This is a genomic window from Streptomyces gamaensis (assembly GCF_042656465.1).
Taxonomy (GTDB): domain Bacteria; phylum Actinomycetota; class Actinomycetes; order Streptomycetales; family Streptomycetaceae; genus Streptomyces; species Streptomyces gamaensis.
This window is the reverse complement of record NZ_JBHSPB010000010.1, coordinates 48,066-64,852: the sequence shown is the minus strand read 5'-3', so window position 1 is coordinate 64,852 and position 16,787 is coordinate 48,066. Positions and strand designations below refer to the sequence as shown.

Annotated in this window: 15 protein-coding genes; 5 read left to right on the top strand and 10 right to left on the bottom strand. The window is 73.7% G+C overall.

Annotation, left to right across the window (positions count from 1 at the left end; all coding sequences use genetic code 11):
• Window positions 1-75: 75 nt before the first annotated feature.
• The gene (locus ACFP1Z_RS17905; protein ID WP_390317403.1) at window positions 76-1,275 is read left to right on the top strand and encodes a P1 family peptidase; all 1,200 of its coding nucleotides are present in this window, start codon (window positions 76-78) and stop codon (window positions 1,273-1,275) included.
• A gap of 155 nt (window positions 1,276-1,430) precedes the next feature.
• On the opposite strand, the gene ACFP1Z_RS17900 is transcribed toward ACFP1Z_RS17905, so the two are convergent.
• From ACFP1Z_RS17900 to ACFP1Z_RS17865, 8 genes are all read right to left on the bottom strand, one after another.
• The gene (locus ACFP1Z_RS17900; RefSeq protein WP_390317402.1) at window positions 1,431-2,210 is read right to left on the bottom strand and encodes a class I SAM-dependent methyltransferase; all 780 of its coding nucleotides are present in this window, start codon (window positions 2,208-2,210) and stop codon (window positions 1,431-1,433) included.
• A gap of 133 nt (window positions 2,211-2,343) precedes the next feature.
• Entirely contained in the window at window positions 2,344-3,336 is a 993-nt protein-coding gene (locus tag ACFP1Z_RS17895; protein ID WP_390317401.1) for a transporter, read from the bottom strand.
• The gene (locus ACFP1Z_RS17890) at window positions 3,333-4,259 is read right to left on the bottom strand and encodes an ATP-binding cassette domain-containing protein (protein WP_390317400.1); all 927 of its coding nucleotides are present in this window, start codon (window positions 4,257-4,259) and stop codon (window positions 3,333-3,335) included. The genes ACFP1Z_RS17895 and ACFP1Z_RS17890 overlap by 4 nt, the downstream gene beginning before the upstream one ends.
• Window positions 4,256-4,690, bottom strand: coding sequence for a GntR family transcriptional regulator (locus ACFP1Z_RS17885; RefSeq protein WP_390317584.1), 435 nt, complete (start codon window positions 4,688-4,690; stop codon window positions 4,256-4,258). Before ACFP1Z_RS17885 ends, ACFP1Z_RS17890 begins: the two co-directional genes overlap by 4 nt.
• Before the next feature lie 442 nt (window positions 4,691-5,132).
• Window positions 5,133-7,106, bottom strand: a complete 1,974-nt coding sequence (locus tag ACFP1Z_RS17880) for a PTS fructose transporter subunit IIABC (RefSeq protein WP_390317399.1) — start codon at window positions 7,104-7,106, stop codon at window positions 5,133-5,135.
• Window positions 7,107-7,191: 85 nt separating this feature from the next.
• Window positions 7,192-8,139, bottom strand: coding sequence for a 1-phosphofructokinase (pfkB, locus tag ACFP1Z_RS17875; protein ID WP_390317398.1), 948 nt, complete (start codon window positions 8,137-8,139; stop codon window positions 7,192-7,194).
• On the bottom strand, window positions 8,136-8,897 hold the full coding sequence (locus ACFP1Z_RS17870; protein WP_390317583.1) for a DeoR/GlpR family DNA-binding transcription regulator: 762 nt from the start codon (window positions 8,895-8,897) through the stop codon (window positions 8,136-8,138). Before ACFP1Z_RS17870 ends, pfkB begins: the two co-directional genes overlap by 4 nt.
• 168 nt (window positions 8,898-9,065) lie before the next feature.
• Complete coding sequence (locus tag ACFP1Z_RS17865) at window positions 9,066-10,577, bottom strand: MFS transporter (protein ID WP_390317396.1); 1,512 nt, start codon at window positions 10,575-10,577, stop codon at window positions 9,066-9,068.
• A 161-nt stretch (window positions 10,578-10,738) separates the two neighbouring features.
• Between ACFP1Z_RS17865 and ACFP1Z_RS17860 the strand changes: the two genes are divergently transcribed.
• On the top strand, window positions 10,739-11,719 hold the full coding sequence (locus tag ACFP1Z_RS17860) for a helix-turn-helix transcriptional regulator (RefSeq protein ID WP_390317395.1): 981 nt from the start codon (window positions 10,739-10,741) through the stop codon (window positions 11,717-11,719).
• On the opposite strand, the gene ACFP1Z_RS17855 is transcribed toward ACFP1Z_RS17860, so the two are convergent.
• A complete protein-coding gene (locus ACFP1Z_RS17855; RefSeq protein WP_390317394.1) occupies window positions 11,716-12,729 on the bottom strand; it encodes a sigma-70 family RNA polymerase sigma factor in 1,014 nt (337 codons plus the stop codon). The two genes, ACFP1Z_RS17860 and ACFP1Z_RS17855, sit on opposite strands and share 4 nt — an antisense overlap.
• Before the next feature lie 809 nt (window positions 12,730-13,538).
• On the opposite strand from ACFP1Z_RS17855, the gene ACFP1Z_RS17850 reads away from it, so the two are divergent.
• Window positions 13,539-13,976, top strand: coding sequence for a hypothetical protein (locus tag ACFP1Z_RS17850; protein ID WP_390317393.1), 438 nt, complete (start codon window positions 13,539-13,541; stop codon window positions 13,974-13,976).
• Window positions 13,977-14,103: 127 nt separating this feature from the next.
• Entirely contained in the window at window positions 14,104-15,174 is a 1,071-nt protein-coding gene (locus ACFP1Z_RS17845; RefSeq protein ID WP_390317392.1) for a questin oxidase family protein, read from the top strand.
• Window positions 15,175-15,248: 74 nt separating this feature from the next.
• Here ACFP1Z_RS17845 and ACFP1Z_RS17840 read toward each other — a convergent pair whose 3' ends face one another.
• Window positions 15,249-16,040 (bottom strand): dioxygenase family protein, encoded by a 792-nt coding sequence (locus tag ACFP1Z_RS17840; RefSeq protein WP_390317391.1) that lies wholly within the window; start codon window positions 16,038-16,040, stop codon window positions 15,249-15,251.
• Between the two features lie 135 nt (window positions 16,041-16,175).
• On the opposite strand from ACFP1Z_RS17840, the gene ACFP1Z_RS17835 reads away from it, so the two are divergent.
• A complete protein-coding gene (locus tag ACFP1Z_RS17835; RefSeq protein WP_390317389.1) occupies window positions 16,176-16,703 on the top strand; it encodes a MarR family winged helix-turn-helix transcriptional regulator in 528 nt (175 codons plus the stop codon).
• Window positions 16,704-16,787: the final 84 nt, after the last annotated feature.

The following is a 16,787-nucleotide window of genomic DNA, read 5'->3' as shown; positions in this document are numbered from 1 at the left end:
CGCGGCGTGGGGCCGTCCCGGCGGACCGGTCAACTCCCCCTGCCCCGCGTCGGATACGCGTGATACGCATGGCCCATGACTGATGCTTCGAGCGCTTCGAGCAGACGGACGACCGGGCAGGCCACCGGACAGACGACTGGGCAGACGGCCGGACAGGCCGCGCCGCGGCCCGGGCCGCTGGACGCGCTGACCGATGTGGCGGGGCTGCGGGTCGGGCACGCGCGGCTGGCCGGGGAGCGGGCGCTGAGCGGGACGACCGTGGTGCTGACCGAGGAGGGCGGCGCGGTCGCGGCGGTGGACGTGCGCGGCGGCGGGCCGGGGACGCGGGAGACCGACGCCCTGGATCCGCGCAATCTCGTGCAGCGCGTGGAAGCGGTGGTGCTGTCGGGGGGCAGCGCGTTCGGGCTGGACGCCGCGTCCGGGGTGGTGGCCTGGCTGGAGGACGCGGGGCGCGGCTTCTCGGTGGGGCCGGATCCGGCGCAGGTGGTGCCGGTGGTCCCGGCCGCGGCGCTGTTCGACCTGGGGCGGGGTGGCGACTGGCGGGCCCGGCCGGATGCCGCGCTGGGCCGGGCGGCGGCCGAGGCGGCGGCGGCCTCGCCGCCGGGGGCGCCCGTCGCGCAGGGCAACGTGGGCGCGGGCACGGGCGCGGTGGCCGGGGGCATCAAGGGCGGTGTCGGCACGGCGAGCCTGGTGCTGCCCTCGGGGACGACGGTCGCGGCGCTGGCGGTCCTCAACGCGGCCGGGGAGGTGGCCGATCCGGGCACGGGGGTGCTGTACGGGCAGTACTGCACGGGGGCGGGGGCAGGGGAGGGGGCGGGGGGCGGCCCCCACCCCGGTGCGGAGCGGCACCGGGCGGCGCGGGAGAGGCTGGCGGCGGCGCGGGAGGAGTCGGCGCGGCGTTCGGCGGCGTCCGTGCGGCCGCCGTTGAACACCACGCTGGCGGTGGTCGCCACGGACGCGGAGCTGACCCGAGCGCAGGCGCAGAAGCTCGCGGGCACGGCGCACGACGGGCTGGCCCGTGCCGTGCGGCCGGTGCATCTGCTGAACGACGGGGACACGGTCTTCGCGCTGGCCACGGGCAGCCGTCCGCTGCTCGCCGAGGACGTCTTCGAGGACGCGGCGGCCACCATGCTCGTGGCGGGCGCGCTCAACGAGATCCTCGCGGCGGGCGCGGACGTGCTGACGCGGGCGGTGGTCAAGGCGGCGCTCGCGGCCGAGAGCGTGGACGGTCCGGGCGGGGTGTTCCCCTCGTACCGGGAGCTGTACGAGCTCTGAACACTTCGGTCCGTGGTCGCTTCCAGGTGTTGGGACGTGCGGGTCCAAGCTCTCGCCCAGCCCTGCGTATCCCTCACAGGAGCGACCACCCCGTGCGGCTCCGTACCAGCCCCCGTACAGCCCCGTACCGGCCCCGTCCGGCTCCCGGTGGGGGCTCAGTCCGCGTGGCTGACCCGGATCTTGGACTGGCCGTGCGGGCGCTTCTCCCAGTCGTCCATGAAGCGGGCCTTGAGGCCGTGCTTCCCGGCGAGGGCGGTCAGGGTTTCGGTGCGGTAGTAGAAGTCCTCGCGCAGCACCTGGTGTTCGGTGCCCTCGGTGCGGTCGAAGGTGAAGTCGAAGAAGCCGCCGGGGGCCAGGACGCGGCCGACGTTGGCCAGGCACTCGTCGATGACCTCGATCGGCGAGTGCGAGAAGACGCTGTGCGCGTGGACGACGTCGAAGTGCGCCTCGGGGAGGAAGTCGAGGGTGAGGTTCTGGGTGATGGTCAGGTGGGGCAGCTTCTCCTGGAGCCCGTAGCCGGTCAGGGTCTTCTTCGCCGATATGAGGATGTCGGGCGAGATGTCGATGCCGTAGTAGTGGCCGGCGTCGAGGTATTCGATGAAGCGCCAGCCCGCGCGCAGGTTGCCGCAGCCGATGTCGAGCATGCGGTGGCGGGGGGCGAGCCCGTGCTCCTTGAGGTAGTCGAACTGCATCTTGCCCAGGGCGAGCCAGCGGTCGTGGGTCTTGCTGCCGACGGCGGCCTCGGGGTTGCGGGCGGTGTCGGAGGCCATCACGGCGCGGTAGTAGTCGACGTGGTCGGGGTGCTTCAGACGCAGCCAGCTGTCGCGGGCGGTGCGCTTGAGGTAGGGGGCGATACGGCCGGGGTTGCCGACGGCGTAACGGACCTTGTGGCCGAGGTTGCTGCGGTTCTTCAGCAGGTTCTTGGACGTCGTCACGGGGTGACCTCCGGTCGGGGTGTGAGGGCGTACGAGGGGGTAAGGAATCGGGACACAAGGTGCGTAACGGGCGTACAAAGGGGAGAAAAACGGCGGCCGGCCGGGAGACGACAGGCCGCCGGGGAGCGGGGAATCAGATCGGGCGGCGCCGCAGCACCACGCAGATCCCCGCGAACAGCACGGCCGCCACTCCCAGGTAGACCGCGGTCTCGATCCACTGGAAGGCCCAGAAGTCCCCGACGGGGAAGACCTTGTGGTAGCGGCCGGTGAAGCCGTGTTCGGTCATGCATCTGCCCATCGGCGGGGTGGTGGGGTCGGAGCTGTAGACCGGGCAGATCGACGGGTCGGGGAAGAGCGAGCCGTCCGCGCGGACGAAGCCGAAGTCACCGGTCGACCAGGCGCTGCCGACGTACTCCCGGGGAGCGGTGCCCTGGCTGATCCGCACCGCGGGCGAGATCCAGTCGGAGCGGAAGGTGTTGAGCAGCAGCCGGAGTCCGGCGATCGCCACCAGGGCCGTACCCATCGCGGGCAGGGTGCGGCGCAGCAGTACCCCGGCGGCCGTTCCCGCGACGAGGCCGAAGAGGGCGCAGGCCACGGCGGCCGGGCCGGTGGCGTTGAAGATGAAGCCGTCGTGCCAGTAGAGCCCGTCGAGCATGTTGGAGACCGGCGACCACCACCAGGCGACCAGTCCGGCGAGCACCACCGAACCGACGAGCGCGCACGCGGCGGCGAGCGCGAAGCGGGAGGCGAACAGCCGCCGGACGCCCACTCCCTGGGTCAGGGCCAGCTTCCAGGTGCCGCTCTCCAGCTCGCGCCCGACCAGCGGTGCGCCCCAGAAGACGCCGATGATCACCGGCAGGGCGGCGCTGAGCGAGCCGAGGGCCCGGAGGGAGTCGCCGTAGTCGCCGAGCATCCGGTGCAGGGCGTCGACGTCGACGCCCGCCTTCTGACACTCCTCGGGATCCCAGCCCTTGCACAGCCCGGCGCCGATGTGATGGCTGTCGAGCCACGCCGTCATGTCCGCGCGGCGGAACGCCACCCACGCCGCGCACGCGGCGAGGAGCACGGCGCCGATGACGACCGCGGTGCGCTGCTGGCGCCAGGCCAGCCAGAAGGTGCCCTTCACGCCGCCGCCTCCGGGGCTCCGGGAGCGGGCGTACGGGCGGGGTCGGAGCGCAGGTAAGCGAGCAACAGATCTTCCAGGGACGGGGTTTCGGTGATCCACCGGTCCTCGGCGAGGCCGAGGGAGCCGGACGTGCGGACGAGCGCGCGGGCCTGCCGGCCGGTGACGGCCGACTCCACGACGGCCGCGCGGTCGAGTGCGGCCGGCAGCCCGTCGGGGGCGGACTCCTCGGCACGGCCGGTGATCCGTACGTGCTCCGCGCACAGTTGCTGGGTGTCGCCCTGGAGCCGGACGGCGCCGTGCTGCAGCAGCAGGACGTGGTCGCAGACGCTCTCCAGCTCGGACAGCACGTGCGAGGACATCACGACGGTGGTGCCCCGGTCGGCGACCTCCGCCATGACCAGGCCCATGACCTCGACGCGCACGAGCGGGTCGAGGCTGGCCAACGGCTCGTCCAGCAGCAGCAGTTCGGGCCGCTTGCCGAAGGCGAGCGCGAGCGCGATGCGCGTGCACTGCCCCGGGGAGAGGGTGCCGACGCGGACGTCGGGGCGGATGTTCCCGGCGCGCACGATGCGCTCGGCGCTCTCCTGGTCGAAGTCGGTGTTGAGCTCACGGCCGAAGCGCAGGGTCTCCTCGACGGTGAAGCGCGGGTAGAGCGGCTTGTCCTGGGCGAGGAAGGCCGTACGGTCGCGGGCGGCCGGGGTGCCGGGTTCGGCGCCGAAGACACTGATGCCGCCCTCGGTCGGGCGCAGCAGCCCGGTCGCGAGGTGGAACAGGGTGCTCTTGCCGGCCCCGTTCGGCCCGACGAGCGCGGTGACCCGGCCCGCGGGCAGCTCGAAGTCGCAGTCGCGCAGCGCCCAGCCGCCGCGGAACTTCCGGCCGAGCCGGGTCGCCCGCAGGGCGGCGGGGGCGGTCGGTTCGGTCACGTGTCTTCCTCCAGGCTCTGCGGTGATCGGGGGGACGGCAGCGGACTGCGGGGTTCGGGCAGCGGTCGCGGGAAGCGCTCGTCGAGGGCCGAGGTGACGATCGCCGCGATGTCCTCCCGTTCCAGCCCGGCCGCGCGGGCCCGTCCCACCCAGGCGACGGCCTCCGCGCGCAGTGGCGAGTCCGCGCCCGCCTCCGGGCGCGAGAGCGAGGCGGTGACGAACGTGCCCCGCCCCGGCCGGGGTTCGACCAGGCCCTCGCGCTCCAGCTCCCGGTAGGCGCGCAGCACGGTGTTGGGGTTGACGGCGACGGCCTCGACCACCTGCCGCGCCGTGGGCAGCCGGTCGCCCGGCCGCAGCACCCCCAGCCGCAGGGCCGCCTTCACCTGGTGCACGAGCTGCAGATAGGTGGCGACGCCGCTGCGCCGGTCCATCCGGAACTCGATCACCGCACCCTCGTTTCACTAACGTGTTAGTGGAATGATGCGGATGCGGGGCGGGGCCCGTCAAATCCCCCGGCCCGCGTGGGCCGGCTTCGCCGGCGAATCTCCGGGGCACGCGCAGGCCGGCCCGGGCCGCGCGCCCGCGGACACGCGAAGACACCCGGAGCCCCGGGCCGCCTGCACAGGAAAGCAGGCGGCCCGGGGCTCCGGGTGCTGGATGTGTGCGGCGTCCCGCACCGGGCGGCCGGGCAGGCCGGGGCCGTCGCCGGCCTGCGCGACCGGCACGCCGACCGGCCTGTCCGGTCCGCAAGGCGGTGGGACTCCGCCGCCGACGCATTGCCGGCCGCTCCGGCCTGCGCACGCTGTCAGGCCGCCACCGTGAGGCGGGCCTCCGCGTCGGCCGCCGGAACCGGCGCCCGCGGCGCCCCGCTCCTCACACCGTGACCGGCTCCGCCTCCGTCTCCTTCCCCTTCTCCCCGGGAGCGGGCGCCGCCCCGTCCCCGGACGGTTTCGTCAGGCTCTTGAGTGCGACGACCAGGGCCGCGCTGACGGCCGTGCCGGCGGCGATCGCCAGGACGTACAGCAGCGGTTCGCCGATCAGCGGGACGACGAAGAGGCCGCCGTGCGGGGCGCGCAGCGTGCAGCCGAAGGCCATCGACAGGGCGCCGGTGACCGCGCCGCCCGCCATGCTCGCGGGGATCACCCGCAGCGGGTCGGCGGCCGCGAAGGGGATCGCGCCCTCGCTGATGAAGGACGCGCCCAGTACCCAGGCCGCCTTGCCGTTCTCCCGTTCGGCCTTGGTGAACAGGGTGCCGCGCACGGTCGTGGCCAGGGCCATCGCCAGCGGCGGGACCATGCCGGCCGCCATGACCGCCGCCATCACCTTCAGGCTGCCGTCGTTGGGGGTGGCCAGGCCGCCGACGGCGAAGGCGTAGGCGACCTTGTTCAGCGGGCCGCCGAGGTCGAAGCACATCATCAGGCCGAGGATCACGCCGAGGACGACCGCGTTGGCGCCGGTCAGTCCGCTCAGCCAGTCCGTGAGCGCCTTCTGCAGGGAGGCGACCGGCTTGCCGACCACCAGGAACATCAGGAAGCCCACCACCGCCGAGGACAGCAGCGGGATCACGACCACCGGCATGATGCCGCGCAGTACCGGCGGTACGTCCACCCGCCGTACGGCCAGCGCGGCCGCACCCGCCAGCAGGCCCGCGATGAGCCCGCCGAGGAAGCCGGCGTTGACGGTCAGCGCGATCGAGCCGCCCACGAACCCGGGGACGAGGCCGGGGCGGTCGGCCATGCCGTAGGCGATGTAGCCGGCCAGGACGGGGACGAGGAAGGCGAACGCCGCGCTGCCGATCTGGAACAGCAGGGCCGCCCAGCTCGTGGACTCCGTCCACACGAAGTGCTCGGCGACGGACGGGGCCTTGTTGATCTGGTACCCGCCGATCGCGAAGGCGAGCGCGATGAGGAGCCCGCCGGCGGCGACGAACGGCACCATGTAACTGACGCCGGTCATCAGCCACTTGCGCAGCCGGCTCGCGTAGCCGTCGGCGGCGTCGGCGCCCGCGTCCATGGGGGCGGCGGGGCGTACGGGCGTGGCGTGCTCCGCCAACGCCCGTGCTTCCGCGATCAGTTCGGCGGCCCGGTTGATTCCGGCCTTGACGCCGACGTCGACGGTGGGCTTGCCCGCGAAGCGGTCCTTCTCGCGTACCTCCACGTCGTGCGCGAGGATCACCGCGTCGGCGGCGGCGACGGTCTCCGGGTCGAGCCTGCTGTAGCCGGCGGACCCCTGGGTCTCGACGACGAGCTCCACTCCGGCGGCCTCGGCGGCCTTCTGCAGGGCTTCGGCGGCCATGTAGGTGTGGGCGATTCCGGTGGGACACGAGGTCACGGCGACGATGCGGGTGGTTGCCGCAGCACGGGGCTCGCCCCCGGCGCCTTCCGGTTGCCCGGATTCCTCTTCCGGCCGCTCCCCCCGGACCAGGGCGGCCGCCGCCTCCGCGCTCCGCGCAGCGCGCAGCGCCCCCGTGAAGGACTCGTCCATCAGCTGTCGCGCCAGGCTCGACAGGATCGTCAGGTGGTCGCTGTCGGCGCCGTCCGGCGCCGCGATGAGGAAGATCAGGTCCGCGGGGCCGTCGGGCGCGCCGAAGTCGACGGGCGGGGTGGCGCGGCCGAACGCGAGGGTGGGCTCGGTGACATGGGCGCTGCGGCAGTGGGGGATGCCGATGCCGCCGTCGAGTCCCGTGGGCATCTGGGCCTCGCGGGCGGCGACGTCCGCGAGGAAGCCCTCCAGGTCGGTGACGCGCCCGAGGGCCCGCATGCGTTCGGCCAGCGACCGGGCCGCGGCCTCCTTGGTGTCGGCGGACAGGCCGAGGTCGACCAGGTCCGCGGTGATCAGCTCGCTCAACGCGGGCTCCTTTGCTCGCGGTTCGCGCCCTGCGGGCGGTGGGGGACGGTCCGGGGGTCGCGGCCCCGGAAGGCGGTGGGCGCGCTCATCGCGCGGGCTCGCTCAGCGCGCGGGCGTACGGCACCTGTCGGGTGACCGTGACCGTTTCGGGCGCGAGGTCCGCCGGTGCCGGCATGACGCTGCCGGGCAGTTGCACGGCGGCCGCGCCGTGCGCGACGGCGGCGGCGAGCGCGGCGGGCCCGCTGCCGCCGGCGGCGAGGAAGCCGGCGAGCGAGGCGTCGCCGGCGCCGACGTTGCTGCGGACGGCCGCGACGACGGCGGCGCCGTAGTACGTACCGGTGTCGTCGAGCAGCAGCTGCCCGTCGGCGCCGAGGCTGGCAAGGACGGCCCGCGCGCCCATGCCGCGCAGTTCCTCGGCCGCCTTGACGGCGTCGCCGACGGTGGCCAGCGGCCGGCCCACGGCCTGGGCGAGCTCCTCCGCGTTGGGTTTGACGACGTCGGGCCGCTCGGCGAGCGCGGCGGCCAGCGCGGGCCCGGAGGTGTCCAGGGCGATCCGGGCGCCGGCGGCGTGCGTACGGGCCACCAGGCGCGCGTACCACTGGGGCGGCAGTCCGCGCGGCAGGCTGCCGCAGCAGGCGATCCAGTCGGCTCCGGCCGAGCGCTCCCGGACGGCGGCGAGCAGCGACTCGGCCTCCTCGGCGGCCAGTTCGGGGCCCGCGGCGTTGACCTTGGTGAGGGTGCCGTCGGGTTCGGCGACGGCGATGTTGACCCGGGTCGAGCCCCGTACGGGCACGCCCGCGACCTCGATGCCGTGCTCGCCGAGCAGCCGCTCCAGCAGCGCGCCCTCGGCGCCGCCGAGCGGCAGTACCGCGACCGTGCGCCGGCCGGCGGCGGCGAGGGCGCGGGAGACGTTGACGCCCTTGCCGCCGGGGTCGACGCGGTCGGTGCCCGCGCGCAGCACGGCGCCGCGCTCCAGGGACGGCACCTCGTAGGTGCGGTCCAGGCTGGGGTTGGGGGTGACGGTGAGGATCACGCGCGGACCACCGCCGGGCCCGCGGCCTCGATCACCGCGGCGTCCTGGGGGGCGAGCCCCGCGTCGGTGACGAGCACATCGACCTGGGAGAGGTCGGCGAAGCGGGCGAAGTGCCGCTGCCCGTACTTGGCGGAGTCGGCGAGGAGCACCACGCGCCGGGCGGCCGAGGCGGCGGCCCGCTTGACGGCGGCCTCGGCGAGGTCGGGGGTGGTCAGCCCGCCGTCGACGGAGAAGCCGTTGGTGGCGAGGAAGACGACGTCGGCGCTGAGCTCGCCGTAGGCGCGCAGCGCCCACGCGTCGACGGCGGCCCGCGTACGGTGCCGCACCCTGCCGCCGACCAGGTGCAGGGCGATGCCGGGGTGGTCGGCGAGGATCGCGGCGACCGGCAGCGCGTGGGTGACGACGGTGAGGGTGGCGTCCAGCGGCAGCAGTCCGGCCAGGCGGGCGGCGGTGGTGCCCGCGTCGATGATCACGCTGCCCTCGCGGGGCAGTTCGGTGAGGGCGGCGCGTGCGATGGCGTCCTTCTCCCCGGCGGCGGTCGTCTCGCGCTCGGCGAGGTCCGGCTCGAAGCCGAGCCGCCCGGCGGGGATCGCCCCGCCGTGCACCCGGCGGAGCAGCCCCGCCCGGTCGAGGGTCTTCAGGTCGCGCCGCACGGTCTCGGCGGTGACCTGGAACTCCTCGGCGAGGGACAGCACGTCGACGCGTCCGCTCTCGCGGGCCAGGCGCAGGATCTCCTGCTGGCGCTCCGGTGCGTACATGTGGTTTTGGGTCCGTTCCATGCCCGAATTGCTGGTTCCTCGGCACGGTACCGCCGGTAAGGGCGGAAAGTAAACACGTCCGGGCACAAAAACGGGCGGACACAGAAACGGGCGGAACCGGTCCTGCGACCGGTTCCGCCCGTACGCGACGCGGTGGAGCCGCGACCGCTACGCGGCCACCACTTCGGCCTCCGCCGGCTCCCGCTCCTCCCCGGCGGCGGGCGCGGTCCTGTTGCCGGACGGCAGGAGGAACATCAGCGCGAAGACGACCACCAGACCGCCCACGACCCACCACAGCGCGTTCGTGAACGCCCCGCCGAAGATGTCCGCGAGCGCCTCGTGCCGCGGGTCCGCCTTGTCGACGACCCCGAAGAAGGCCACCGAGACCAGGCCGAGCCCGATCGCGTTGCCCAGCTGCTGCACCGTGTTGATCAGGCCGGAGGCGGAACCGGCGTGCTCGCGCGGCACCTCCGAGAGCACCATGTCGGTGATCGGCGCGACGATCAGGCCCATGCCCACGCCCATGACGATGAGCGGGGCCGCCATCTGCCAGGAGGCGATGGAGGCGCCGTAGTGCCCGGCCTCCCAGATGTAGAGCAGGACGCCCGCCGCCATCACCAGGGCACCGGCCTGGAGCACCTTGCGGCCGAACCTCGGCACGAGCTTCTGCACGGACATGCCCGCCGCCGTGGAGACCGCCAGCGAGAAGGGGATGCCGGTCAGACCCGCGCGCAGCGCCGACCAGCCCAGGCCGATCTGCATGTAGAAGGTCCACACCATGAAGAAGATGCCGGTGGTGAGACCGAAGACCGTCTGCACGCCGATGCCGGCCGCGAAGCTCTTGACCTTGAACAGCGACAGTTCGACGAGGGGCGAGCCGTCCTTGCGGGTCTTGCGGCGCTCGTAGGCGAGGAACGCGGCGAGCACCGGCACCGCGCCCGCCATGGACACGAAGCCCCACAGCGGCCAGTCGTGCTCGCGGCCCTGGGTGAGCGGGTAGAGGAACATCAGCAGGCCGAGGCTGGCCAGGGCCACCCCGACGAGGTCCAGGCGCAGCGCCTTCGGGGCCTTGGACTCGATGATGAAGCGGCGGCCGAGGATCAGTCCGGCGATGCCGACGGGCAGGTTGATCAGGAAGATCGGGCGCCACTGGAGGCCGAAGAGGTCCCACTGCGTGAGCAGCGCGCCCAGCAGCGGGCCGGAGACCGCGCCGAGGCCGATGACCGCGCCGAACATGCCGAAGACCTTGCCGCGCTCGTGCGCGGGGAAGGTGACGTGGATGATCGACAGCACCTGCGGCACCATCATCGCGCCCATCAGGCCCTGCAACACCCGTGCCGCGACGAGCAGTTGGGGGTCGCTGACGACGCCGCACAGCATCGAGGCGAGGGTGAAGCCGCCCATGCCGAGCAGGAAGACGCGCTTGCGGCCGTAGATGTCGCCGAGCCGCCCGCCGGTGATCAGACCGATGGCGAACGCGAGCGCGTAGCCCTCGCTCAGCCACTGCAGCACGCTGAACGAGGCGCCGATGTCGCGCTGGATCGCGGGCATCGCGATGTTGACGATCGTGACGTCGACGAGGTCCATGAAGGACGCCGTCATCACGACCGCGAGCGCCAGCCAGCGGCGGCGGTCGGCCGCCGGTGAGGCGGCGGAGGCGGACGGGGAGGCGGTGGCCATGCGCGGCTGCCTTTCCGGGGTGGTACGAGGTGATACGAGAGGGACGCCAGCGACGTCAGCGATGTCAGCGGCATCAGCGACGGGACGTCGGAACGAACTCGGCCGACAGTACGGGCCATGTAGGACAGCTTGTGTCCCATATCCGGGCGAGACTGAGTGACATGACCGACACCCCGGCACGGCTGCTGAAACTGCTCTCCCTGCTCCAGACCCCGCGCGACTGGCCGGGCAGCGAGCTCGCCCAGCGGCTCGGCGTGACCCCCCGTACGGTCCGCCGCGACGTGGAGCGCCTGCGCGACCTGGGCTATCCGGTGCAGGCCACGAAGGGGGCGGCCGGCGGCTACCGGCTGGCCGCGGGCGCCGCGATGCCGCCGCTGGTCCTCGACGACGAGGAGGCCGTGGCCATCGCCGTCGGGCTGCGCGCGGGCGCCGGGCACGCGGTCGAGGGCGTGGAGGAGGCGGCCGTACGGGCGCTGGCCAAGCTGGAGCAGGTGCTGCCCGCGCGGCTGCGGCACCGCGTCTCCGTCCTGCAGGCCGCGACCGTCCCGCTGCCCGGCGGGGACAGCGCGACCGTCGACCCGCACACCCTGACCACGATGGCCGCCGCCGCGACCGGGCACGAGCGGCTGCGCTTCGCCTACCGCACGGGCGACGGGACGCGCACCCAGCGCCTGGTCGAGCCGCACCGGCTGGTGAGCACGGGACGCCGCTGGTACCTCGTGGCGTACGACATCGACCGGGACGACTGGCGCACGTTCCGGGTGGACCGGGTCAGCGACCCCTTCGCGACGGGGGCCCGGTTCACTCCGCGCGAGCTGCCGGCGGCCGACGCGGCGGCGTACGTGAGCCGCTCCCTGACCCGGCTGCAGCCGCGCTACCGGGTCGTGGCGACGGTCCGCGCGCCCGCCGAGTTCGTCGCCGCCCGCGTCCCGCGCGCGCTCACCACTCCGCGGCCGCTGGACGAACACACCTGCCGCCTGGACTTCGAGACGGCCGACTCGATGGAGTGGGTCGCGATCCGGCTGGCGCTGCTCGACGCGGAGTTCACGGTGCAGGAGCCGCCGGAACTGGTCGAGCACCTACGGGAGTTGGGCGGGCGCATCACCCGCGCGACGGGCGCCGGCCCCGCGGGCCGGCCCTAGGCCGCCGCGTCGAAACCGGTGTCGCGCGCCATCTTCTTCAGCTCCAGCAGCGCGTGCTTCTCGATCTGCCGGATGCGCTCACGCGTGAGCCCGTGTTCCTTGCCGACCTCGGTCAGCGTGCGCTCGCGGCCGTCGACGATGCCGTAGCGCGCCTTGATGATCGAGGCGGTGCGCTGGTCGAGGCGGCCGATGAGGTCCTCCAGCTCCTCGCTGCGCAGCAGTGCGATCACCGACTGCTCGGGGGAGACGGCGGAGGTGTCCTCCAGCAGGTCGCCGAACTGGGTCTCGCCCTCGTCGTCGACCGACATGTTCAGGCTCACCGGGTCGCGGGCCCAGTCCAGCACGTCACCGACGCGCTCGGTGCTGCAGCCGAGCTCCGCGGCGATCTCCGCGTGCTCCGGTTCGCGGCCGTGCTCGCGGTTGAACTCGCGCTGCACCCGCCGGATGCGGCCGAGCTCCTCGACGAGGTGGACGGGCAGCCGGATGGTGCGGGACTGGTCGGCGATGGAGCGGGTGATCGCCTGGCGGATCCACCAGGTCGCGTACGTGGAGAACTTGAAGCCCTTGCTGTAGTCGAACTTCTCGACCGCGCGCACCAGACCGGCGTTGCCCTCCTGGATCAGGTCGAGCAGCGGCAGACCGCTGCGCGGGTAGCGCCGCGCGACGGCCACCACCAGCCGCAGATTGGACTTGATGAACAGGTCCTTGGCGCGGGCCCCCTCGGCGGCTATCGCCTCCAGCTCCTCACGGGAGGCATCGCCGCCGGCACCCGTCTCCTCGGCGTCCTCGATCAGGCCGTCGAGGAGCTGCCGGGCATAGACGCCCGCCTCGATGGTCTGGGACAGCTCGACCTCCTTGGCGGCGTCGAGCAGGGGCGTGCGCGCGATCTCGTCGAGGTACATGCCGACCAGGTCGCGGTCGGCGATCTCCCCGTTCGCGGCGCGCGCGCCGCTCGCCCCACCGGAGGCCTGGGCGGCGTTCTGACGACGGGCGACGGCACGGGTTGCCATGCGTGCTCCCTTGCGATGAGTCGGTCGCGGGACGGACGGTGCGGGGCGGGTCCCTGCGCCGGACCCTGCCACGGGCTGCCCCGTCCGAAAGGAAAGAACGACCGGAATCAGGACAGAATTCCCAGTCGTGCTCTTCTTTTTTGTGATCATGCAGTACCCTGTCGGGCCGCATCCCGGGCGCGGCGCCGTCGAGGCGCCCGGAAGCGCAGGTCAGACCGGGTACGGTGGGGGCTCGCGGCCACCTTGTGCAGTGTGGGCCGCACGCCCCCTGTGAGACGGCCGTCACACACTTCGGTCCGTGGTCGCTTCCAGGCCTTGGGACGTGCGGGTCAAAGCTTTCGCCTAGTCCTGCACCCACCCATGGCACCGACAACGCCGTCGGCACCGCCGGCTGTTCCGATCCGGATTTCGGCCGGGTTTCGACCGGGAGGCCGGCCCTGTGGCCGCTGTCCCACCCTTGAAGACGGTTCACGCGGCCTTCCGGTTGCGAAGGACGTCCCGGAAGCGCCGGATTCCCCGGCCCGCGCGGAACGACCGCTTCAGGCCATGGACCGGCCTCCCGGCCCCCGCGCGGGCGCCGCCCCGGGGCTGCGGCCCGGACCCCGTCGGCCCCAGCGTCCCCTCGCGCCCCACCGACCGGACCGGTTCCGGCCACCGGGGACCGGCCCGCCACCAGTGATCGAGTTGCCACGGTCCGGCGGCGGGTGTGCGCTGGTGGGGGCGCCCCCGACGCGCGTCCGCGAACCACCGCGGGCCCCTGCGCGCGCCCGGCGCTCCCCGGCGCCCACCCGTCGCGAGAGGAGCCCGCGATGTCGACGCACTCGTACCTGCCCGGCCGCCACCACGGCCACCGCGGCCCCGGCCCGCCGGCCCTCACCAGGCACCTGCCGCGCCACGCCCACCGGCCCCGCTTCGAGTGGGCGGTACCCGTGACCGGGGGCGTGCTGATGGGGCTGTACGCGATGTTCCTCGACCACGCGCACGGCGGCTCGTGGACCAAGGACGTGCTGCTGGGCCTGGTCACCGCGCTGATCGCGATCGGCGTGGGGCACGTGCTCCTGCGGGAGCGCGGGCGGATGCCCACCGAGGTGCGGGCCGCCTCCTTCGGCGCGTTCTTCGGTATCTGCATGGGCTTCCTGTACAGCCTCGCCGGGGCCACCTGGCTGCGCGCCTCCGGCGTCGGACTGCTGCTGGGCGGGGCCTTCGCGCTCGTCTCGTACTACGTCTTCTACGAGCACGAACACTGAGCCGCGCGCGGCGGACTACGTCCCACGGGCGGCCGGAATGCCACGTTCCGAGGACCATGTGACCAGGACCCACGACGTAGGACTACAGACCGTTACCTTTCGACTACCCGATTCCGAGCATGAGTCCATGGACGACATCAACGCGAGCGGGACGCTCGACGAAGCCCTTGATCGTCTGCATCTGACCGGACCCGAGCACTGGGGCTGGATGTCCAATCACGCCCCGATGGCGGTGGAGGCGCTGGCCCGGCACGGGCAGGCGCCGGCCGTGCACCCCTGGATCGACCGCTACCGGGACAAACTGGAGGACATGCCCGCCCCCAACGGCCGTATCACGGACGAGAACTGGCGCGAGCTGCTGGGCGACGCGCGCCATCTCGCCGACTGGATCGACCACTTCACCCGCCTGATCGGCGAACGCCCCTGGCGGGACGTGCTCGCCGAGTGGTGGCCCCGGCTGCTGCCGGGCATCGCGGCGGGCGCCACCCACCCCGTCATCCGCGTCGGGCACGCGGTACGCACCCTGCTGCGGGACGGCGAGACCGCGCCCCGCACCGTGGAACTCGCCCACGCGCTCGGCTACTGGGCGGCCCGGCACCTGACGCTGCCCACCCCCGTCGCCCCGCACGGCACGGCGGGCCCCGGGCCCGCGCTGGCGGCCGTCCCGCGCGTGCCCGACCAGTCGGGCGGCGTCCTGGAGCGGCTGGCGCAGCTGCCGAGGACGCCGGGCTGGCAGGACGCCGTCGACTCGGTCCGCCCGGCCGCGGAGCCCGAGGGGGCGCTCACCGCGCTGCGCGACCTCGTCACGGCGGCGACCTGCCGGTACGGGCGGTACGAGCTCGCGGGCGACCTCGATCCCGTGATGCTCGTGCACGCCGCGACCGCGCCCAACGCGGTACTGCGCATCCTGCCCGCGCTCCCGCAGGAGCTGTGGCCGCAGAGCATGGCGGCGGCCTGGGCGGCGAGCGCTGCGGTCACGGCGGCCTACGCGCCCGGACTGCGCGAGGGGCCGGGCCGTACGGGCCGCGCGCCCACCACCGGAGAGGTCTTCCTGCGGGCCGCCGCCAATGGCAACGAGCACGCGATCAAGTTCGCGGACACGGCGCTGGACGTCGCCGCCGCCTCCCCGGAGCACTCCTCCGAGGCCCTCGCGGCCGCGATCGTCAGTTGCGAACTGCTGGAGCCCATCGGCCCGTAGGGCCAGGGGGCGCGGCCCGGTCCCGGTCAGGACGGGGCCGGGCCGCGTTCTTCCTCGGCCTTCCTCAGCCTTCCTCAGCCGAACTGCAACGAGCGTTTGGCCAGACCCCTCCAGAAGCCGTCGATGACGGTGCGCTGCCGGTCCAGCTCGCCCTCCGCCGCGCCGAGGGCCACGAACAGCGGCGCGAAGTGCTCGGTGCGCGGGTGGGCCAGACCCGCCGCCGGCGCCTTGTGCGCGAAGTCCAGCAGCGCGTCGACGTCGTGCGCCGCGAGCGCCTCGCTCCCCCACGCGTCGAACTCGGCCGACCAGGAGGGCGGTTGGGGCCCCGGGTGCCGCAGCGCGGCGAGGTTGTGGGTGAAGAAACCGCTGCCGGCGATCAGCACGCCCTCGTCGCGCAGCGGCGCGAGCCTGCGCCCGGTCTCCAGCAGCTCCCGCGGATCGAGCGAGGGCAGGGACAACTGCAGCACGGGGATGTCGGCCTCGGGGAACATCTCGGCGAGCGGGACGTACGCGCCGTGGTCGAGCCCCCGGTCGGGGACGTCGGCGACGGGCGTCCCGGCCCCGCGCAGCAGTCCCCGCACCCGCTCGGCGAGCGCGGGCGCGCCGGGCGCCGGGTACCGCACCCGGTAGTAGCGCTCGGGGAAGCCCCAGAAGTCGTACGTCAGCGGCACCGTCCGCGTGGCACCGAGGGCGATGGGGGCCTCCTCCCAGTGGGCTGAGACGATCAGGACCGCGCGGGGGCGCGGCAGCGCGGCGGCCCAGCCGGCGAGCTGGCCGGGCCACAGCTCGTCGTCGGCGAGCGGTGGGGCTCCGTGCGAGAGATAGAGCGCGGGCATGCGTCCGTCTGCCGGTGCGGCGGCCGTCATCGAGATCCCCCAGGGCGTCGGAAGAGAAGATTTCTTGAACTCTCAAACAAACTCTCGGACACAGAGCCTAAACCTGACTTATTTAAACTTCAATAAGTGGTACCGGTGGGAGCGACAGGTGAAACAGTGGATGACATGACCGAGCGATCCAGGGACGACGCGGCGACCGCCGGGCACACCGGGCCGGAGCCGCGCTGGCTCAGCGATGCCGAGCAGGCCGCGTGGCTGGCCTATCTGCACGCCACGACGCTGCTGGAGGACCACCTGGACCGGCAGTTGCAGCGCGACGCCGGGATGCCGCACATCTACTACGCCCTGCTCGTCCACCTCTCCGAGGCCCCGGACGGGCAGCTGCGGATGACGGAGCTCGCCCAGCAGGCCAAGATCACCCGGTCCCGGCTCTCGCACGCCGTCGCCCGGCTGGAGAAGAACGGCTGGGTCAGGCGCGAGGAATGCCCCTCCGACAAGCGCGGACAGCTGGCCGTACTGACCGAGGCCGGCTTCGAGACACTGCGGCAGGCCGCGCCGGGGCACGTCGCGGCCGTCCGCGCCGCGATCTTCGACCGGCTCACGCCCGAGCAGACCGAGCGGTTCGGCGAGGCGTGCCGGATCATCGCCCAGGGCCTTCAGCCGGCGGGCGCCGACCTGCCCTGGCTGCGCTGAGCCGGCCCCGATACCGCCGACACGAGGAAGGCCCCGCCGGAGCGACTCCGGCGGGGCCTTCCCCCTGTGCGACCCGTGAGGCCG

Excerpts from the sequence above, each read along its gene's own strand:
- ACFP1Z_RS17860 (WP_390317395.1), top strand. The coding sequence starts at position 10,739 with ATGACCGACACCCCGGCACGGCTGCTGAAACTGCTCTCCCTGCTCCAG.
- ACFP1Z_RS17870 (WP_390317583.1), bottom strand. The coding sequence starts at position 8,897 with ATGTACGCACCGGAGCGCCAGCAGGAGATCCTGCGCCTGGCCCGCGAG.
- ACFP1Z_RS17835 (WP_390317389.1), top strand. The coding sequence starts at position 16,176 with ATGACCGAGCGATCCAGGGACGACGCGGCGACCGCCGGGCACACCGGG.
- ACFP1Z_RS17885 (WP_390317584.1), bottom strand. The coding sequence starts at position 4,690 with ATGGACCGGCGCAGCGGCGTCGCCACCTATCTGCAGCTCGTGCACCAG.
- ACFP1Z_RS17905 (WP_390317403.1), top strand. The coding sequence starts at position 76 with ATGACTGATGCTTCGAGCGCTTCGAGCAGACGGACGACCGGGCAGGCC.
- ACFP1Z_RS17845 (WP_390317392.1), top strand. The coding sequence starts at position 14,104 with ATGGACGACATCAACGCGAGCGGGACGCTCGACGAAGCCCTTGATCGT.
- ACFP1Z_RS17840 (WP_390317391.1), bottom strand. The coding sequence starts at position 16,040 with ATGACGGCCGCCGCACCGGCAGACGGACGCATGCCCGCGCTCTATCTC.
- ACFP1Z_RS17850 (WP_390317393.1), top strand. The coding sequence starts at position 13,539 with ATGTCGACGCACTCGTACCTGCCCGGCCGCCACCACGGCCACCGCGGC.
- ACFP1Z_RS17865 (WP_390317396.1), bottom strand. The coding sequence starts at position 10,577 with ATGGCCACCGCCTCCCCGTCCGCCTCCGCCGCCTCACCGGCGGCCGAC.
- ACFP1Z_RS17855 (WP_390317394.1), bottom strand. The coding sequence starts at position 12,729 with ATGGCAACCCGTGCCGTCGCCCGTCGTCAGAACGCCGCCCAGGCCTCC.